The organism is Helcobacillus sp. ACRRO (assembly GCF_022347125.1).
GTDB lineage: Bacteria > Actinomycetota > Actinomycetes > Actinomycetales > Dermabacteraceae > Helcobacillus > Helcobacillus massiliensis.
Genome location: NZ_JAKRNG010000003.1, coordinates 39,889 through 58,642, shown reverse-complemented (window position 1 = coordinate 58,642; position 18,754 = coordinate 39,889). Strand labels below are relative to the sequence as shown.

General features: G+C 70.6%; 15 protein-coding genes and 1 riboswitch. Of the genes, 8 read left to right on the top strand and 7 right to left on the bottom strand.

Annotated features, from left to right (window positions below; genetic code table 11):
• Nucleotides 1-65: 65 nt before the first annotated feature.
• From grpE to MHY20_RS01715, 4 genes are all read right to left on the bottom strand, one after another.
• Nucleotides 66-731, bottom strand: coding sequence for a nucleotide exchange factor GrpE (grpE, locus tag MHY20_RS01730; protein ID WP_239374149.1), 666 nt, complete (start codon nt 729-731; stop codon nt 66-68).
• Nucleotides 728-2,596: a molecular chaperone DnaK gene (gene dnaK, locus MHY20_RS01725; protein WP_183374984.1), complete on the bottom strand. Its 1,869-nt coding sequence runs from the start codon at nt 2,594-2,596 to the stop codon at nt 728-730. Before dnaK ends, grpE begins: the two co-directional genes overlap by 4 nt.
• 174 nt (nt 2,597-2,770) lie before the next feature.
• The gene (locus MHY20_RS01720; protein WP_239374147.1) at nt 2,771-4,060 is read right to left on the bottom strand and encodes an amino acid permease; all 1,290 of its coding nucleotides are present in this window, start codon (nt 4,058-4,060) and stop codon (nt 2,771-2,773) included.
• Entirely contained in the window at nt 4,060-4,518 is a 459-nt protein-coding gene (locus MHY20_RS01715; protein ID WP_239374145.1) for a GNAT family N-acetyltransferase, read from the bottom strand. The genes MHY20_RS01720 and MHY20_RS01715 overlap by 1 nt, the downstream gene beginning before the upstream one ends.
• Nucleotides 4,519-4,578: 60 nt before the next feature.
• Between MHY20_RS01715 and MHY20_RS01710 the strand changes: the two genes are divergently transcribed.
• Nucleotides 4,579-5,766, top strand: coding sequence for an MFS transporter (locus MHY20_RS01710; RefSeq protein ID WP_183374990.1), 1,188 nt, complete (start codon nt 4,579-4,581; stop codon nt 5,764-5,766).
• On the opposite strand, the gene MHY20_RS01705 is transcribed toward MHY20_RS01710, so the two are convergent.
• Both MHY20_RS01705 and MHY20_RS01700 read right to left on the bottom strand, forming a co-directional pair.
• A complete protein-coding gene (locus MHY20_RS01705; RefSeq protein WP_239374143.1) occupies nt 5,759-7,057 on the bottom strand; it encodes an MFS transporter in 1,299 nt (432 codons plus the stop codon). The two genes, MHY20_RS01710 and MHY20_RS01705, sit on opposite strands and share 8 nt — an antisense overlap.
• Nucleotides 7,054-7,515, bottom strand: a complete 462-nt coding sequence (locus MHY20_RS01700; RefSeq protein ID WP_239374141.1) for a DUF1801 domain-containing protein — start codon at nt 7,513-7,515, stop codon at nt 7,054-7,056. The genes MHY20_RS01705 and MHY20_RS01700 overlap by 4 nt, the downstream gene beginning before the upstream one ends.
• Before the next feature lie 133 nt (nt 7,516-7,648).
• On the opposite strand from MHY20_RS01700, the gene MHY20_RS01695 reads away from it, so the two are divergent.
• A complete protein-coding gene (locus MHY20_RS01695) occupies nt 7,649-8,404 on the top strand; it encodes an ABC transporter ATP-binding protein (RefSeq protein ID WP_183374996.1) in 756 nt (251 codons plus the stop codon).
• 14 nt (nt 8,405-8,418) lie between these two features.
• Nucleotides 8,419-10,998, top strand: a complete 2,580-nt coding sequence (locus tag MHY20_RS01690; RefSeq protein WP_239374139.1) for an FtsX-like permease family protein — start codon at nt 8,419-8,421, stop codon at nt 10,996-10,998.
• A 61-nt stretch (nt 10,999-11,059) separates the two neighbouring features.
• On the opposite strand, the gene MHY20_RS01685 is transcribed toward MHY20_RS01690, so the two are convergent.
• Complete coding sequence (locus MHY20_RS01685; RefSeq protein ID WP_239374137.1) at nt 11,060-12,082, bottom strand: ADP-ribosylglycohydrolase family protein; 1,023 nt, start codon at nt 12,080-12,082, stop codon at nt 11,060-11,062.
• Between the two features lie 250 nt (nt 12,083-12,332).
• Between MHY20_RS01685 and MHY20_RS01680 the strand changes: the two genes are divergently transcribed.
• The 5 genes from MHY20_RS01680 to MHY20_RS01660 all read left to right on the top strand — a co-directional run bounded on the left by MHY20_RS01680 (nt 12,333) and on the right by MHY20_RS01660 (nt 18,740).
• Entirely contained in the window at nt 12,333-13,151 is an 819-nt protein-coding gene (locus MHY20_RS01680; protein WP_183375002.1) for a hypothetical protein, read from the top strand.
• Nucleotides 13,152-13,213: 62 nt separating this feature from the next.
• On the top strand, nt 13,214-15,211 hold the full coding sequence (locus MHY20_RS01675) for a M13-type metalloendopeptidase (protein WP_183375004.1): 1,998 nt from the start codon (nt 13,214-13,216) through the stop codon (nt 15,209-15,211).
• Nucleotides 15,208-15,780, top strand: a complete 573-nt coding sequence (locus tag MHY20_RS01670; protein WP_239374134.1) for a hypothetical protein — start codon at nt 15,208-15,210, stop codon at nt 15,778-15,780. The genes MHY20_RS01675 and MHY20_RS01670 overlap by 4 nt, the downstream gene beginning before the upstream one ends.
• Nucleotides 15,781-15,839: 59 nt before the next feature.
• A riboswitch (TPP riboswitch) is annotated at nt 15,840-15,944 on the top strand.
• Nucleotides 15,945-15,997: 53 nt separating this feature from the next.
• Nucleotides 15,998-16,603 (top strand): ECF transporter S component, encoded by a 606-nt coding sequence (locus MHY20_RS01665; protein ID WP_239374132.1) that lies wholly within the window; start codon nt 15,998-16,000, stop codon nt 16,601-16,603.
• A 13-nt stretch (nt 16,604-16,616) separates the two neighbouring features.
• Nucleotides 16,617-18,740, top strand: a complete 2,124-nt coding sequence (locus tag MHY20_RS01660) for an ATP-binding cassette domain-containing protein (RefSeq protein WP_239374130.1) — start codon at nt 16,617-16,619, stop codon at nt 18,738-18,740.
• Nucleotides 18,741-18,754 lie beyond the last annotated feature (14 nt).

Here is an 18,754-nt window from a genome sequence, read left to right as displayed (position 1 = left end):
AATGGGAAGCGGGCGGCGGGAATCCGGTGGGACTCCCGCCGCCCGCTCCTGTGGGGACTCGGGGCTCAGCCCTGAGTTCCGACGCGTGCGGGTCGCAGCACGCGCTCGTTCATCCGGTAGCCCGGCTGCATGACGACCTTCAGCGTGGTGCTCTCAGCACCCTCCTGATCCTCATGCATGAGTGCCTCGTGCATCTGCGGGTCGAACTCCTCGCCCTCCTTGCCGAACCGCTGCAGACCGTGCTGGGCCAGTGCGGACTCGAGCTTGGCGGCGATGGAGGCGAACGGCGTGCCCTCCGGGAGATCACCGTGCTGGCGGGCCAGCTCGATGTCGTCCATGACGCCGAGGACGGAGTTCAGCACGTTCGCCACGGCGTTCTGCTTGGACACCTCGGCGTTCTGCTGGATGCGGCGGCGCGAGTTGAGGTACTCGGCCTGTTCGCGCTTCAGCTCCTCCTCCAGTTCGGCGACGCGTTCGCGCAGCTGGTCCGCTTCTGCGACGGACGACTCGTAGAGCCGCCCCGCCTCGGCGGAGAGGTCGTCGACCTCGCCGTCGCCGGCAGCGCCCTGCTCGTCGGCGGCGTCCGGCTGGGCGATGGGGGCCTCGGCGGCACCGTCCTGCGGGGCAGTGGAGGTGCCGTCCGAGGTCACCTTGCGCTTGTCAGTGAAGCTGAAGGGCGCGTTCTGGCGCTCGGGCTCGTCGCCTGCGCGCTGGTCGTCCTGCTGGCTCACTTGTTCTCCTCGTCCTCATCGTCGACGATCTCGGCGTCCACGACGTCCTCATCGGAGGACTCGCCTGCGGCATCGGCACCGGCAGCGCCCTCGGCGCCGTCGGCCGCCTGGGCCTGGCTGTAGATCGCGGTGCCCACGGCCTGCAGAGCCTCGTTCAGCTTCGTCTGCGCGGCCTCGAGCTCGTCAGCCTTGGCGTCCTCCTTGGCGAGGACCTCCTTGGCCTCCTTGATCGCGTCCTCAGCGGCGGTCTTGTCCGCATCGGAGACCTTGTCGCCGTTGTCCTTGAGCAGCTTCTCGCCCTGGTAAGCGGTCTGCTCGAGGCCGTTGCGGGCGTCGGCGGTCTTGCGGCGCTCGGCGTCCTCCGCGGCGTGTGCCTCGGCGTCCTTCACCATGCGGTCGATCTCCTCATCGGAGAGGCCGGAGCCGCCGGTGATCTGGATGGACTGCTCGTTGCCCGTGCCGCGGTCCTTGGCGGTCACGTGGACGATGCCGTTGGAGTCGATGTCGAAGGTGACTTCGATCTGCGGCATGCCGCGCGGCGCCGGTGCGATGCCGGTCAGCTCGAAGGTGCCGAGCAGCTTGTTGTCGCGGGTGAACTGGCGCTCGCCCTGGAACACCTGGATGGCCACGGACGGCTGGTTGTCCTCAGCGGTGGAGAACACCTCGGAGGTCTTCGTCGGGATCGCGGAGTTGCGCTCGATGAGCTTGGTCATCACACCGCCCTTGGTCTCGATGCCGAGGGACAGCGGGGTGACGTCCATGAGCAGGACGTCCTTGCGGTCGCCCTTGATGACGCCGGCCTGCAGGGCTGCGCCCATCGCCACGACCTCATCAGGGTTGACGCCCTTGTTCGGCTCCTTGCCGCCGGTGAGCTCCTTGACGACCTCGGTCACGGCCGGCATGCGGGTGGAGCCGCCGACCAGGACCACGTGGTCGATATCGGAGACGGACACGCCGGCGTCCTTGATGACCTGGTGGAACGGTGCCTTGGTGCGGTCGAGCAGGTCCGAGGTCATGTCCTCGAACTGTGCGCGGGAGAGGGTCTCGTCCAGGTGGACGGGGCCGTTCTCACTCATCGACACGTACTGCAGGGAGATGTTGGTCGAGGAGGAGGAGCTCAGCTCCTTCTTCGCCTGCTCCGCTGCTTCCTTCAGGCGCTGCAGGGCGATGCGGTCCTTGGAGAGGTCCACACCCTCCTTGTTCTTCACCTGCTGGGTCAGCCAGTCGACGATCTTCTGGTCCCAGTCGTCGCCGCCGAGGCGGTTGTCACCGGCGGTGGCGACCACCTGGATGGCGGAGCCGTCCTCGTCCTTGGAGATCTCGAGGAGGGAGACGTCGAAGGTGCCGCCGCCGAGGTCGAACACGAGGATGCGCTCGTCGTCCTTGCCCTTCTCGAGGCCGTAGGTGAGGGCCGCGGCCGTGGGCTCGTTGATGATGCGCAGAACGTTCAGGCCGGCGATCTGACCGGCGTCCTTCGTGGCCTGGCGCTCGGAGTCGTTGAAGTACGCGGGGACGGTGATGACCGCGTCGGTCACCTGGTCACCGAGGTAGGACTCGGCGTCACGCTTGAGCTTGCCGAGGATGCGCGCGGAGATCTCCTGCGCGGTGTACTTCTTGTCGTCGACCTCCGTGCTCCAGTCGGTGCCCATGTGGCGCTTCACAGAGGCGATGGTGCGGTCCACGTTGGTGACCGCCTGGCGCTTGGCCAGCTCGCCGACGAGGACTTCGCCCTGCTTGGAGAACGCGACCACCGACGGGGTGGTGCGGGCGCCTTCGGCGTTCGCGATGACCTGGGGCTCGCCGCCCTCGAGGACTGCGACGCAGGAGTTCGTGGTTCCGAGGTCGATACCAACAACACGTGACATAAGTTCTGATCCTTCTTCCTGCCGGACCTGCCGGCCATTGAGTCACTGCGGCTCAAGAACAGTCCCAGTCAAACGACCCGCTTCTCGGGTTGTCAATCAGCGTGGCACTGAAGTTGAGTTCACTAGGCTCAACCTTCGCCGATCGGCTTTCATTCCCGGCCCGATCCGACTGTGTCAGCGATCACAGGGCCGGCGCTTCCGAGCGCCGATCGCGAACACGACCACCCCGACCGCGATCAGCAGCAGCGCCGCGATGATCGAGGTCAGCGGCAGGAACACGACCAGCAGAACGCACCCCACCAGCCCGATCGCCGGAATCGCCTTCGTGCCCGCCGCCTCCCGCTTCGTCAGCGTCAGCGCTGACGCATTCGCCACCGCGTAGTACAGCAGCACTCCGAATGAGGAGAACCCGATCGCGTGGCGCAGATCCGCCACCAGCAGCGCTGCGCACACCACGACGCCCACCGCGATCTCCGCGCGGTGGGGCACCCCGAAGCGCGGATGCACCGCCGCCAGCGCGCCCGGCAGGCGGCCGTCGCGGGCCATGGCGAATCCGGTGCGGGAGATCCCGAGGATCAGGCCCAGCAGGGAGCCGACGGATCCCACCACCATCGCCGCCGCCATCACCCACACCAGCCAGGTGCCTCCGAGTGCCCGCGCCGCATCGACCAGCGGCGCCGGCGACTGCGCGAGGGGCTCCGCCCCCAGCGCCCGCAGCACCGTCACCGCAACCAGGGCGTACACGAGAAGTGCGATCCCCAGCGCCGTGATGATGGCCCGCGGGATCGTCGACTCCGGTTCGCGGACCTCCTCGCCGAGCGTCGCAATGCGCGCGTACCCGGCGAACGCGAAGAACAGCAGACCGGCCGCACCGAGGATCCCGACGACGCCGCCTGCGCCCTCAGGAGCATCGGAGCCGAGGGACAGCAGGGCCCCGTCGGCCCCGCCCCCGCCGAGCGCCGCCAGCAGCCCGGCGGCGACCAGCGCCGCAAGCGCCGCCAGCACGCCGGCCACGATGGCACGGGTCAGCAGGGCGGACTTCTGCACGCCCCGCGTGTTCAGAAGCGTCAGCGCGATGACCGCCGCGGCCGCGATGGGCCGGGCGGCATCGGGAGCGATGGCCGAGCCGATGGTGAGGGCCATCGCGGCGGCCGAGGCGCTCTTGCCGATGAGGAAGCACCAGCCGGCGAGGAAGCCGGGCAGTGCTCCGAGCCGCTCAGTGCCGTACACGTAGGCGCCGCCCGCACGCGGGTGGAGCGCGGCGAGGCGCGCTGTTGAGGTGGCATTGGCGTAGGCGATGACGGCCGCGATCGCCAGCGCGATCAGAAGGCCGCTCCCGGCGCTGGCGGCGGCCGGAGCGAGCGCGGCGAAGATCCCCGCACCGATCATGGAGCCGAGGCCGATGGTGACGGCGTCGACCATGCCGAGGCGCCGCCGAAGATCAGAGGATTCCACGGCCGCCATCACGGCACCGCCGGGTGGGCGCTCGGCTTCTCCAGGATCAGCTGCTGCTCTCCTTCCGCCGCGGTCCTCCTGCCCGTGTCCACGTATCCGCAGCGCTGGTACAGCGCGGCGGCGCTCAGGTTGTCCGCGGCGACCTGCAGGCGGATCGCACCGGCGGCGGCGAGCTCGGCCTCCGCAGCGATCGCGGCCTCCGCAGCGGCGAGCAGCTGCGTGCCGATGCCGCGGCCCTGGTGCGCCGCCAGCACCTCCAGGTGGCGGAGGAGCGGCACCGCCCCCGCGGTCACGATCTCCACCATGCCGACGGGTCCCGGGTCGTGCGCCACGAGGACGCGGGAGCGCCCGGCGTCCTGCAGCAGAATCCAGTACGGGGCCGCCTCGGCCCAGTCGGGGTGCGCGGCGACGAACGGGAGGAGGGTGTCGATGCTCAGCGGAGCGATGGTGACGGGGCTGATCAGCACAGTGTGATCCTACGTGGACGGGGATGGCTGAGTCGCACGGTTCCGTGGGAGCGTGGCGGGATGTTCACCCCCTCGCCGTCTCTGGCCCGCCTGGGCATCTCTGCTCAGTTCCTCACCAACGGGGCGCTGCTCGCCTCGCTGATGCCGCGCCTGCCGGAGGTGAAGGACCGCTTCGCGCTGGATGACCACGCGTTCGGGTTCGTCGTCATCGCCACCGCGATCGGTGCGCTGATCGCCGCGCCGGCGGCTGGAGCGGTGATCCGCCGGGCCGGCGCGCTGCCCACGATGGTCGCCGGCTCGATCCTGGTGGGCGGCCTGGTCACTGCTGCGGCGGGCGCGCCGACGGCCGCGCTGTTCGTCCTCGCCATGATGGCCGCTGGCGCCGCCGACGCCGTCGTCGACACGGCGCAGAACCTGCAGGGCCTCGCCGTGCAGCGCTGGAAGGGGTCCACCATTCTCGGCTCCCTGCACGCCGCCTGGTCCATCGGCGCCGCTGCGGGCGGCGCGATCGGCACCTGGGCGGCCGCCGCCTCCGTCCCCCTGCTGGTGCACATGGGCATCAACTCGTGCATCTGGGTGCTCGTGGTGGTGGCGGCCGCGGCCGCAGCCCGCACACCTGAGCGCTTCGTGCGCGACGCCGACGCCGAGGACGCGCCGGCCGGTGCCGCATCGACGCGCCGTCCTGCGGGGCCCGCGGTGATCACCCTGCTGGCCCTGTCGCTGCTGGCGATCGCCGGGACGATGGTGGAGGACGTCGCGAACAACTGGTCCGCACTGTTCACCGGCCGCGAACTCGGCGCCTCCCCCGGGGTCGCCGGACTCGCCTTCACCCTGACGCTCACCGCGCAGGTGGTGGGGCGCTTCGCGACCGATCCGATCAGCAGCCGATTCGGCATGCATGCGGCTGCCGTCGGTGGCGGCGTGCTGATCGCCGCGGGCGGTGCGACCGCTGCGCTCGCCTCGGCCCCGGTCGTCGGCATCGCCGGATTCATGCTGATGGGGCTGGGATGCGGCCCGCTCGTGCCGGCTGCGCTCGCCGGCGCCGACGCGATCCCCGGCCTCCGGCACGGCACCGGTGTCGCGGTGCTGTCGTGGTCGATGCGGATCGGGATGCTCGCGACGTCGCCGATCATCGGCCTGGTGTCGGTGTCGGCGGGTCTGAGGATCGGTCTGCTGGTCACCGTCGTGGGCGGCCTCGTGGGTGCGGCGGTCGCGTTCCACCAGGGCCGACGGGTGCGCCTCAGCTGAGCGGCTCCTCCTCCCGGCGGGCGGCCGGTCCGGCGAGCGCGGCGGCCGCCACCAGCAGTCCGGCCGCGCCGAGCACGACGGCCGGCGCCACCAGTGGCCCCAGAGCGCGGTCGAGCAGCGGCATGTACAGCATCGTCAGGGACGGCAGCACGATCGAAGCGGAGTAGGCCGTGCCGTAGCCGCGGGAGCGGACCGCTGCGGAGAACGATTCGGAGATGTAGGCGCCCATCGGGCCGTACACCGGGACCGTCACCATCTGCAGCAGGACCACCGGCGCCAGCGCCGCGCCCAGCGTGCCCGTGCCCATTGCCCACATCCACACGGCCGGTGCCAGCACCGCCGAACCGACGCCCCACAGCGTCAGGAAGCGGCGGCGCCCCAGCAGCGTGGAGGCGTGCCCCGCGAACGCCATCGCCACGGCCTGGCCGAGGGAGGCGGCGAGCATGATCAGGGCGATGTCATCCGCCTCGAGGCCCGGCCCGCCCTCGGCCGAGAGGCGGCCCACGATCACGATCACGGTCATCTGGGTCATCAGCCACAGGCCGCTCATGAGGACGAACAGCTGCCAGAACGGCTTCGCCCACCGGCCGGCCACCACGTCCCAGAGCCGCAGGCGCGCCGCCGCCGTCGACGACGCGGCGCCCGTCGCATCGACCACGAACCTGCGGTAGAACAGCAGCATGCCGACGCTGAGGGCGGAGGCGAGCAGGAAGATGATGCGCCAGCCCCACTGCGCGTAGGCGGCCGGGCCGAGGCCCTGCAGCGCGAGCGCCGTGAACGCCGCGATCGACGCCTGCGCCAGCGGCGCCATCGCCATGATCAGCCCGGAGTTCAGGCCGCGGCGGCGCGGCGCCGACCATTCCATGGCGAGGGGGATCGCGGCGCTGTACTCCCCGGCGATGGCGATGCCGAGCAGGAACCGCAGCGCGATGATCGCGACCAGCGTTCCCGCGCCGAGCGTGGTGTGCGCGGGCACGAGGGCGATCAGCAGGGAGAACAGGGCGGTGCCGCCGATCGCGATCTGGGTGGTGGCGGTGCGGGAGACGCGGTCGGCGATGCTGCCGAACACGGCGGCGCCGACGGGGCGGCCGATCAGTGTGGCGGCCATGACGAGCGCGGCGGCGAGCTCGATGCGGTCCGACCCAATCAGGGTGGGCAGCGCCGGGGCGAGCGCCACCACCGGCACGAAGATGTGCAGCTGGTCGATGAGGTTGCCGACGATGCCGCCGGCGACGGCCCGCCGTGCGCGCTCGGCCGCCGTCCCGGCGGGCCGCGTGGGGGTCTCGGTCACTGGGCGAAAGCGGTGCGGACCAGCTCGGCGATGCGTGCGCGCACGTCCTCGGTGACCTCGCTGATCGCGTAGACGGTGGGCCACATCGCGCCCTCGTCGAGCTGCGCGCCGTCGTTGAAGCCGAGCGTGCAGTAGCGGGTGCCGAACTTCGAGGCGGGCTGCACGAACGCGATCACGGGCCCGTCGAGGTGGTAGGCGGGGAACCCGTACCAGGTCTTGGCGCGCACGTCCTCGACCTCGGCGAACACGATCTCGTGGACGGCTTCGGCGATGGCGCGGTCGCTCTCCGGCAGGGCGGCGATCGCGTCGGTGCAGGCGGTCAGCTCCGCGGCGCGCTTCGCCGCGGCCCTCTCCGCGCGGGTCCCGCCCTTCTTCGCGGCGGCCGCGGAAGCCTTCCGCTCGGCGTCTGCTTGCGTCATGGCTGCGCGCTCGGCGGCGCTGAACGTTTCGTCCGCCATGCTCCCAGCGTATCTGACAGCTACAACCATCGGATGACCGGGCATCGTCGGGTCGCTCCCAGCGATTGATGCCGCAGGGAACCGCCGCGGCGGATGATCGTGGTGAACCGATTCCCCGAGCGAAGGAAACGCCATGTCCTCGACTGCACCAGTGAACGCGCCGGACCCGTCGGCCGATGCCTCCCCCACCGCTCAGGTGACCGCCACCGGACTGCGGAAGTCCTACGGCGAGGGCGATGCCGAGGTCCGCGCCCTCGACGACGTCACCCTCCGGATCGAGCGGGGGTGCTTCACCGCCATCATGGGCGCGTCCGGCTCCGGCAAGTCGACCCTGCTGCACATGCTCGCCGGACTCGACCGCCTCGACACCGGCAGCGTCGTCATCGACGGCATCGACATCACCGGCCTCAGCGACTCGCAGCTCACGAAGCTGCGCCGCGAGCGCGTCGGCTTCGTGTTCCAGTCGTTCAACCTGCTGCCGATGCTGACCTGTGAGCAGAACATCCTGCTGCCGCTGGAGCTGGCGGGGCAGAAGCCGGACCGCGCCTGGATGGACACCGTGGTGGACCGGTTCGGTCTGCGCGAGCGCCTCACCCACCTGCCGAGCCAGATGTCCGGCGGTCAGGTGCAGCGCACCGCGATCGCCCGCGCACTGGTGACCCGCCCGTCGGTGCTGTTCGCCGATGAGCCCACCGGCAACCTCGACTCCGCCACCACCGATGAGGTGCTGGACTTCCTGCGCACCAGCGTGGAGGAGTTCGGCCAGACCGTCGTCATGGTCACGCATGAGCGCGACGCCGCTGAGCGCGCCGACCGCATCATCACCCTGGCCGACGGCCGCATCATCGCCGACGAGGCCGTGCCGCACGCATCGGCCGCGACGAAGTGAGAGGAGCCGCCGTCATGAAGCGCAGTCGTCTGCGTCTGCAGCCCGCGCACCGGCAGGCCGCAGCAGTCGTCACCGTCACCCTCGCCACCGCGTTCGTGTCCCTTGTGATCCTCGCGATCACGTTCGTGTCCGGCATCATCACCGCTCAGGTGGAGGGCCAGTACGCCGGCACCGACGTGATCGTCCAGCCCACGGTCGACGACGAGACCGGCGTGGCCGGCCAGATCGCGCCCGCCGATGTCGAGAAGACCGATGGGGTCAGGGCCGCCTGGCCGGTGCCGGAGAACCTGCTGGGCAAGCTCGTCGCCGATGAGTCGAAGATCGACGATCAGAACCCGTTCGCCACTCCCGGGGCGTTCGTCGATGTGCAGGTCGCGCCTCCCGGCGCCGACAGCGACACGCGCCTGAACTCCGGGTCGATGCCGTCCTCGCCGTCCGAGGTCCTCATCGACACCGCCATCGCCGAGGACAACGACCTCGCGGTGGGCGATGAGCTGGTGCTGCAGAAGGTGACCGACGGCAAGCCGGTCCGCCTCACGGTCGCCGGTATCCAGGACACCCCCAAGAGCGCCCTGCTCGGCGCCTCCCCGCTGGTGATGACCAGCGAGGGCGCAGCGACCCTCGCCGGGGACCCCGTGGAGTTCGGCGGCCCCGCGATCTACGCCCAGGTCGAGGACGGCACCGACCCGGCCCAGGTGGTGAAGCAGCTGCAGGCCGACGGGTTCGACGCCACCACCACCGAGCAGGTCATCAAGGACATGAACTCCGCCGTGCTCGTCATGGTCGCGTCCCTGACCGTGGCGCTCGGCTCGTTCGTCGCGATCGCCGTGGTGACCGCCGCTCTGGTGGTGGCGAATACGTTCGCCGTGACCGTTGCGCAGCGCCGCCGTTCCTTCGCGCTGCTGCGCGCACTCGGCGCCACCCGCGGCCAGGTGGTGCGGCTCGTGCTGAAGGACTCCGCCCTCGTCGGCCTGGTCGGTGCCGTCATCGGCGTGGTGCTCGCGTACCTGGCCGGCACCGGTGTGCTGAACCTGCTGCGCATCACCTCCTCCACCGCGTTCCCGCCGCTGCCGCCCCTGTCCATCCTCGCGATCATCGTCCCGATCGTGCTGGGCGTTCTGCTGACGGTGGCCGCGGGGCTCGTTCCGGCGATCTCCGCCACGAAGGTGCGCCCCGTGGAGGCGCTGCGCCCGATCGAAGCGGCGGCCGGCAAGGGCGCGGGGGTGATCCGCACGTTCGTCGCCGTGCTGCTCGTCGCAGCGGGCGCGGCTCTGCTCGCCGCAGGCTGGTTCCTGGCCCTGCGCAACGATTCGCCCGATGCGGCTGTCACCGCGGTGCCGATGCTCGTGGCGATCCTCGGCACCATCGTCATGATGATCGGCGTCATCGCCGGTGTGCTGGTCGTGGTGCCCGCCATCATGCGCCTGTTCCGCGCAGCGCTCGGTCGCATCGGCGGCGTTCCCGGGCGGTTCGCCGCTCTGAACGCCGGCAGGCACCCGCGCCGCAGCGCCGCCACCATCACCGCTCTGGTCATCGGCACCACGCTGATGGCGACGATGAGCGTGGGCGCGAACACCGCGGAGCGCACCCTGATCACCGAGCTGAACTCCTCCTCCCCGTTCGACGTGATCGCCTCCTCGGCCGCCTTCACGGACTCCAGTGCGAAGCGGACGCAGGCGGTCGACGGAGTCGAGACCGCGGTGCAGGGCGTCAGCGTCGATGTGAAGGCGCCGAACGGCGAGATGATGACCATCCTCGGCTTCGACCGGGATGAGATCGAGCGCGTCAGCGTCCTCGACGGCCTCGCCGACGACGTCCGCGACAACGAGGTCCTCGTCGGCAAGGACCGCGCGGAGAGCTTCGGCCTGAAGGACGGCGACACCCTCACCGCACCCGACGGCACGAAGGTCAGGGTGCGCGTGAACGAGTCGCTCAGCCTCACGCTCACCACCGAGGAGACCGTCCAGCACTTCTCGACCTCGCCCGAAACGGCGGTGGCTGCGCGGCTCGCGGAGCGCTCGGATCCGCAGCGGAAGCAGACGGATGCGCCCACCATACTGACGGAGGTCGGCTCCGTCCTCGGCCCGCAGGCCCAGGGCGGTGACGACGGCGCCGATGAGGAGAACCCCGCGGGTCTGGGACTGGACATGCCGGGTATTGAGCGCGACATGTTCACCACCGCCGTCAACGGTCTGCTGATGTTCGCCACCGGCATGCTGGCTGTTGCGGTCCTCGTGGCTCTGGTCGGGGTGATGAACACGCTCTCGCTCAGCGTGGTGGAGCGACGCGGCGAGAATGCCCTGCTGCGCGCTCTCGGCACGTCGAAGGGGCAGATCCGGGCGATGCTCGCCTGGGAGGGCGTCATCATGGCCCTGGTCGGTGCCGCGATCGGTCTCCTGCTCGGAACCGTGTTCGGTGTGGTCGGCGCCCGCACCGTGGTGCCGGCGAGCGTCCCGTTCGTCGTCGGTATCCCGTGGGTGACCCTGCTGGCCGTTGTCGTGCTGGCGATCCTCGCGGGTCTGCTCGCCTCGGTGATCCCGGCGCGGTCCGCCGCGAAGGTCTCCCCCGCTGAGGCCCTCGCCGCCGCGGACTGACCTGCCGCCGGATCGGCCCCGCACGCAGAAGGCCCCCCGCATCAGCGGGGGCCTTCTGGTGTCAGGTCGTGGTCTGCAGGGCGAGGATGTGGTCCATCAGCTCCTCGAGGTCCCGCGCCGTGTACTCGGGCCAGCCGTGCACGCGCCGCAGCCACATCGGGTCGACCGCCCGTGAGCCGAGCACTGCTCCCACGAGGGAACCGGCGATGCAGGCGACGGTGTCGGTGTCGAAGCCGGCGCGGATCGCGTTGTCGAGCACGGTCGAGACGTAGGCGCGCTGCTCGTACTTGTCCTCCGGCACGTCCCCGGCGGCGAAGATCGCGGAGCACGCGGCCTGCAGCGCATGCACCACCCAGCCGTTGCGGTTGAAGAAGGTGCTGGGGGCGCTCGCGGCGTCGTCGATCCGCTTCAGCCACAGAGTGCGCCGCTCCTCGGGGATCTGGTCGATCCCCGCGTGCAGGTTGAGCTCCCCGGTGAGGATGCCGTGGCGGATGGCGTGCGCCCAGATGACGCCCGCGTCGTCGGTCTCCGGGTCCACGTGGGTCAGCGAGCTCACGGCCAGAACGGAGCGCGTCAGGTGCTCCTTCGGGGCGAACAGGCAGGTGGTGACCACGGCGTAGGTGCGCATGAGGGCGCCGTTGCCGGCTCCCTGCCCGTCGGTGTCGTAGATCGACTGGGCGGAGCAGCGGAAGTCGTGGGCGCTCGGGACGGCGCGGCCGTCGGAGGAGGCGTTCTCCACAGCGCGGGTGATGACCTTCGACGTGAGCACCCCGATGTCGGGGGTGTTCAGCGACCAGCGGTACCAGCCGGCGGCGATCTGGTCGAGGGCCTCCGTGCTGGTGAGGTCCGGGCCGATCTTCGGATCGGCAGCCACTCCGAGGATCACCACGCTCATGGAGGTGTCGTCGGTCCATTCCCCCGGTTCCCAGTTCAGCATGCCGCCGCCGATCATGTCGACGTCCTCGGAGGAGGAGATGGGCGGCTGGAACTCGTAGGGAGCTCCGAGAGCGTCGCCGGTGGCGGCGGTCAGGATGGAGCCGAGGGCGCGTTCCCGCAGCTCCTCGGTGAGCTCACTGGGCGTCACGGCGCTCCTTCCCTGGTGTCGACCTGCGAGGGCATCAGCGGCGAGACGGCCGCGGCTCCGTCGCCGTCGGCACCCCTGCTGATCAGGGCAATCGTCCCACACAAGGCTCCGCGGCCGCAGGGAATTCGATCCGAAAAGACATGGAGTTCACGTCGACCGCTGACGAAAGCCTCACAGCCCCGTCGGCACCCCTCGAGAGCCGCCGCATCCCGACGGTATCCTGAACGCCGACCTGCAAGAAGGAGAATCCGTGTCAGCCAACACCGCCGCCGACCACACCGTGGACCCCGCGACGAACGCCTGCTCCTGCGGCAGCGACCACGACCACGGGCCGACCGGTTCGGACGTGGTGCAGGGCCTCGGCAAGGGCTTCGCGGTCCTCTCCCTCGCAGTGCCCGCCCTCGCGATCGTCCTGATCGCCGGCTCCCTCATCCTCACCCCGTCCAGCCCGCTCGTGCTCCTGCTCGGCATCGGCATGGGCCTGGGCCACCTCGCCTCTCTCATCGCGCTCAGCGCCGTGGCGAGCCGAGTCGCGGGCGACCTCGCGAACTCCCCCGTGCTGCTGGTGGCGCGCGTCGGCTTCGAGGAGGCGCTGCGCCTCGCGGTGGTCCTGCTCGGCCTCGTCCTGTTCGTCGGCGAGGGCCCCGGCCCGCTCGGCCTGTGGATCGGCGTGGGCGCGATGACCGTGTGGGCGGTACTGACCACCGCCCAGCTGGTGATGAGCCGCCGACGGATCCTCCGCCCCGGCGACTGGTCGAAGAACACGGTGCTGTCCGTCCTCAACGACAAGCTGTCGGTGCGCCGCGCCATGACCATGCGCTTCGTGGACATCGCCGCCGTGCTGATCTTCCAGCTCGCCGCCACCGTCCTCGTGGCCGCCGCCCCGATCATGGCCGGCGCGGCGTTCATCCTGTCGGTCGCCTCCGGGTTCTCCACCCTGGTGGTGCAGCGCTACAGCGCTGAGAGGCGCGCCCGCTCACCGTGGCTGTACGCCCCGATCGTCATCTCCGTGCTCACCCTCCTGCTGGCGATCGCACTCGTGCTCGTGCCCGCGACGATCGGCGTGTGATCTCGGCCTCTCACCGCTGGTAGCGTGGGTCACTGCATCCCACCCCACGAAGGAGAGAGTGCATGAGCACGCCCACGTCCGGTCTCGACCTGTCCCAGCGGGACCCCTCCATCCGCATCCAGGATGACCTGTTCGGCCACGTCAACGGCGCCTGGCTCGCCGCCCACGAGATCGCAGAGGACAAGTCCGGCGACAGCGAATTCACCCGCCTCCGGGACCTCTCCGAGGAGCGCGTCCACGCCCTCGCCCAGCGGCTCGCCGCCGACCAGGCCGACCGCGGAACCATCGAGTCCGATGCCGACAAGGTGGGCGCCCTGTTCACCCAGTTCATGGATGAGGACGCGGCCAACCGCGCCGGCGCCGAGCCGCTGGAGGAGTTCGTCGGCCGCATCCTCGCTGCTGACTCCCGCTCGGCCCTCACCGAGGTCGCCGCCCGCCCCGAGTCCGCCACCGCCGTCATCGCGGTCGGAGTGTGGCACGACGCCGACGACTCCTCCCGCAACCAGGCGCAGGTGTTCCAGTCCGGCCTCGGCCTGCCCGACGAGTCCTTCTACCGCCAGGAGCAGTACGCCCCGATCGTCGAGGCGTACACCGATGTCCTCGCCCGCTTCGCCGACCTCTCATCCCTGCCGGGCCGCGCCGGCCTGCCCGACGGTGACGCCCGTGCCCTCGCCGAGACCGTGGTCGACCTGGAGAAGCGGATCGCCGCTCACCACGTCGACGTGGTGCGCCTGCGGGACCGCGAGAAGTCCACGAACCGGATGGACGCCGATCAGCGCGCCGCCGCATTCCCCGCCTTCGACTGGGATGCCCACTTCAGCGGTCTCGGCGTCGACCTCGCCGAGCTGTCCGACGTCAACGTCGGCCAGCCGGAGTACCTGCAGGGCGTCAGCACACTGTGGGCGGACGAACCGCTGGAGAACCTGCGCGCGTGGCTGGCGCTGCACTTCGTCGTCGCATCCGCGCCGTATCTGTCGGATGAGTTCGTCGCCGCGCACCACGAGTTCTTCGGCACCACCCTGACCGGTGTCCCGCAGCTGAAGGAGCGGTGGAAGCGCGGCGTCGCATTCGTGGAGGACGCTCTCGGTGAGGCGATCGGTGAGATGTACGTGGCCGAGCACTTCCCGCCGGAGGCGAAGCAGCGGATGGAGGAACTGGTGGACGCCCTCATCGACGCCTACCGCCGCTCCATCACCGATCTGGAGTGGATGACCCCCGCAACCCGCGAGAAGGCCCTGGAGAAGCTCACGCAGTTCACGCCGAAGATCGGCTACCCGGCGACGTGGCGCCGCTACGACGAGCTGGAGATCGACGACCGTTCCCTGCTGCATCAGCGCCTTGCCGTCGCCCGCCATGAGCACGCCCACCAGATGGCGAAGCTCGCCCAGCCGGTGGACCCGGACGAGTGGCACATGACCCCGCAGACGGTCAACGCCTACTACAACCCGGGTGCGAACGAGATCGTGTTCCCCGCCGCCATCCTCCAGGCCCCGTACTTCGACATGGACGCCGACGACGCCGTCAACTTCGGCGGAATCGGTGCCGTCATCGGCCACGAGATCGGCCACGGATTCGACGACCAGGGATCCAAGTACGACGGACGAGGCAACCTCCGCTCCTGGTGGACGGAGGAGGACCGCACGGAGTTCGAGAACCGCACCCGCGCCCTCATCGACGACTACTCCGCGATGTCCCCGCGCGACCTCGACGACGAGCACACCGTCAACGGCGCCTTCACCATCGGTGAGAACATCGGCGACCTCGGCGGACTCTCGATCGCCCTGGACGCCTACCGCCACCTCGCCGGCGACACCGCCGACGAGACGGGGGCCGACGGATTCACAGGCATCCAGCGGGTCTTCCTCGCCTGGGCGGTCATCTGGCGCGCCAAGTACCGCGAAGCCGAGGCGATCCGTCGTCTCGCGATCGACCCGCACTCGCCCGCCGAGTTCCGCACCAACGGCGTGGTGCGGCACATGGACGAGTTCCATGACGCGTTCGGCGTCACGGAGTCCGATTCCTTGTTCCTCGCTCCTGAGAAGCGCGTGTCGATCTGGTGAGCAAGAACCTGTTCCACAAGGGCCGGATCACCCCCGGCCCCGTCGGCTGGACCCGCATCGCAGCACCGCTGGTGATCGCCCTGGTCGCGGTCCCCCTGGTGCTGTGGATGCGGGGCGCCGAGGCGCTCCTCGTCGCGGCCGCGTTCATCGTGCTGTTCACGGCGCTGGCGGTGCGGGAATGGATGAACCAGTCCCTCACCTTCATCGTGGACCCCGAGGGGATCACCGTGTCGCGCGGCGGCTTCTGGCCCGCCCGCACCTGGCCCGCCGAGGAGTTCCGCACCGTACAGATCCGCCGCATCCCCGGCGACCAGGTCGGCACCCAGGTGGGCGGCTTCGGTCTGCGGCGCGGCCGCGTGCTGCGCGCCCAGATGTCCGCCATCGAGGAGGTCGACGGCCTGCGCCGTTTGACAGCGGTCGACGAGCGGCAGGACGCCGAATGCGCCGTCACCAAGGGCGGGCGGATCGTCGAAGTGGCCGGGCATCGGGGCCGCAGCTTCCTGCTGTCCCCCGTCGACCCGGACGCGGCGGCGCACACGCTCGCGCAGGTGATCCGGGCGAAGCGCTGAACCCGTCGGCCCCGCCGATTGGCCCCCTCCCGCCGGGAGCGCCTACACTCGTGGCCGTCATTGTCAGACAGGGGAGCACCGAGCGGTGCTGAGAGTGCGCAGGCGCGCAGACCCTCGAACCTGATCCGGTTAGCACCGGCGAAGGAAGTCGGGACGATCTCCCGGTGGCGGCGAACAGCGCACCCACCGGCCCTTTCCGCTGGGAAAGGAGACCACGATGACCACCACCCCCACCGCCCCCGAGCGCGGCTGGCGCACCATCGACATCCTCGTCACGGTGCTGATCGGCGTCGCCTTCGGTGTGGCCTTCATGGGATATTCCCTGTTCTACACCGCGATCGGTCCGGTCACGGCGCTGTTCCGCCCCGCCGAAGGCATCCTGACGGGCATCTGGTGCCTGCCGGCGATCCTCGCGCTGCTGATCGTCCGCAAACCGGGCGCCGCGCTCGGCGCGGAGATGATCGCCGCGATCCTGGCGGCCCTGCTCGGCTCCCACTTCGGCATCGGCGCCGTCATCTCCGGCGCTGCTCAGGGCCTCGGCATGGAGATCGGGTTCGCCGTGTTCGGCTACCGCCGCTTCGGCTGGGCACCCGCCGCCCTCGGCGCATGCCTGTCGGTGTTCTTCGAATGGATCTACGAGATCATCGCGTACTTCCCCGAGTGGGACGTGTTCTTCAAGGGCATGTACCTGGTGTTCTTCCTGATCTCCGGGCTGGTCCTGACCGCTGGGCTGGGCCTTCTGCTGACCCGTCTGCTGGCATCCACCGGTGCGATCAACCGCTTCGCTCCCGGACGGGAGCACGCCGAGCGCACCGCGGTCTGACATGCCCGCCGCCGTGACCCCGACCGATTCCGCCCTCGCACTGCGCGGCCTCACCTTCACCCCGGTGGGCCGCCGCTCCCCCACGCTCACCGATGTCACGCTCAGCATCCCCGCTGGGCAGCGCGTGCTGCTGGCGGGCGCGTCGGGGTCCGGCAAATCGACCCTGCTGCGGGCCCTCGCGGGCCTCCTGGCCGACGGGGACACCACCGGTGAGGTGCCGCCCGAGCCAGCGGACGCGTCCCGCCGCGCCCTCATGGTGCAGAACCCGGCGCACGCGATCGTCGCCGCGAACGCCGGGCTCGACATCGCCTTCGCACCGGAGAACGAACAGGTGCCGCCCGCGGACATGCCGGAGACGGTGGAGCGGGCGCGCGCCCTCGCGCAGTTCGATGCGCCGTTGCACACCGACCCGTTCGCCCTGTCCGGCGGCCAGCAGCAGCGCCTGTCACTCGCGGGTACTCTCGCGGTGACCAGTGCGGTGATGCTGATGGATGAGCCGCTGTCGATGGTGGATGAGGCGACGGCCCGCGAAATCCGCGCCTCCATCCTCTCCGCCGCCGACGCCACCGGGCGCACCCTCGTCATCGCGGATCACCGCCTGGACGCCTGGTGGGATGAGATGGACCGCGTGATCGTCCTCGGTCCGGGCGGCCGCATCCTCGCGGACGACGCACCGGAGCGGATCGACCTGCACCAGCCGGAGCTGCTGTGCGAGCTCGGTCTCGCGATCGAGCCGTGCAGTGCTCCTCCCGCCCCAGCCTCGCCTGCCGCTCCTCCGGCGGCATCTGCTCTTCACGACCGGCCCCCCGCGCACTCATCGGCCCCTGTCCTGGACGTCAACGGCGCCCTCGCTGAATCCGATCTTCTCGCTGAGACCGTCCACGTCACTGCTCATCCCGGCGACCTGGTGGTGCTGACCGGCCCGAGCGGCGTTGGGAAGTCCACCCTGCTGCGCCGCCTCATCGACGAGGGGCCGTGCTCCTTCCTACCGCAGAATCCGGAGATCTCGTTCTGCGCGTCGACAGTCCTCGGCGAGGCGATGGCGACGCCCGGCGTCACCGAGGCGGCGGCACGTGCTGCCCTGGAGCAGGTGCGGATCGGCCACCTGGCGCAGGCGAATCCGTTCACCCTGTCGGGCGGGGAGCAGCGACGCCTCGCGTTCGCCGCCGCCACGGCATCGGACCGACCCGTTCTCCTGCTCGATGAGCCGACGGTGGGGCTCGACCCCCTCGCCCGCCGTGACGTGCTGGACATGATCCGCGCCCAGCGCGACGCCGGGGTCGCCGTCATCGCGGCCACGCACGATCCGGGTCTGGTCGCGGAGGCGGAGCGGGAGGTGCCGCTGGTCCCGTCGGCCTCCCGCTCCGATATGCATCGCCGGCCGGCCGACGGGGCTGCCTCCGCGCCGATTCCGCGGGTGCGCCGCTCGCCGGTGGTGCCCGCCGACGGCATGAATCCCCTGGTCATCATCGCCGTGGCGCTGGCTGCGGCGATCGGGTCGTTCGCTGTGGATTCACTGCTGGTGGGTGCGGTGGCGGCATCGTTAACGCTGCTGGTGGTGCCGCTCGCGGCGCGGACGCCGAAACGGCTGGGGCTGCGCCTGCTGCCGGTGTCGTTGGCGGCGCTGTCCCTCGCCTGGTCGACGTTGCTTCTGTCCGGCCGGCCCTGGGGTGAGGCGGCGACGTGGGCGCTCGCCGCCTCGGAGGCGCTGCGCCTGTTCGCGTTCGTGGCCCCGGGTGCTGTGCTGGCGGAGGCTGTGGATCCGACGCGGCTCGGGCAGGCGCTCGCCCAGCATCTGCGGATGCCTGCGCGGGCGATGGCGGCGATGACCGCGGGGCTGGTCCGGGTGGGGCACATCCGGGCCCAATGGTCGGAGATCCTGCTGATCCGACGGGTGCGCGGCATTCACCGGCGCAACCCGGTGAAGCTGTATGCGGGGGCGACCCTCACCCTGCTGGTGTGGACACTGCGGGGTGCGGAGACTCAGGCTGTGGCGATGGATGCACGTGGCTTCGCGGAGGCGAAGGACCGCACCTGGGCACACCGCTCGCGGTTCCATCGGATCGACGCGGTGGGGCTGGTGCTGGTGCTGGTCTTCGCTTTCGTTCCGCTCGCTGCGCGCCTCTTGCTCGGCTGATCTGGAGGAGCCGC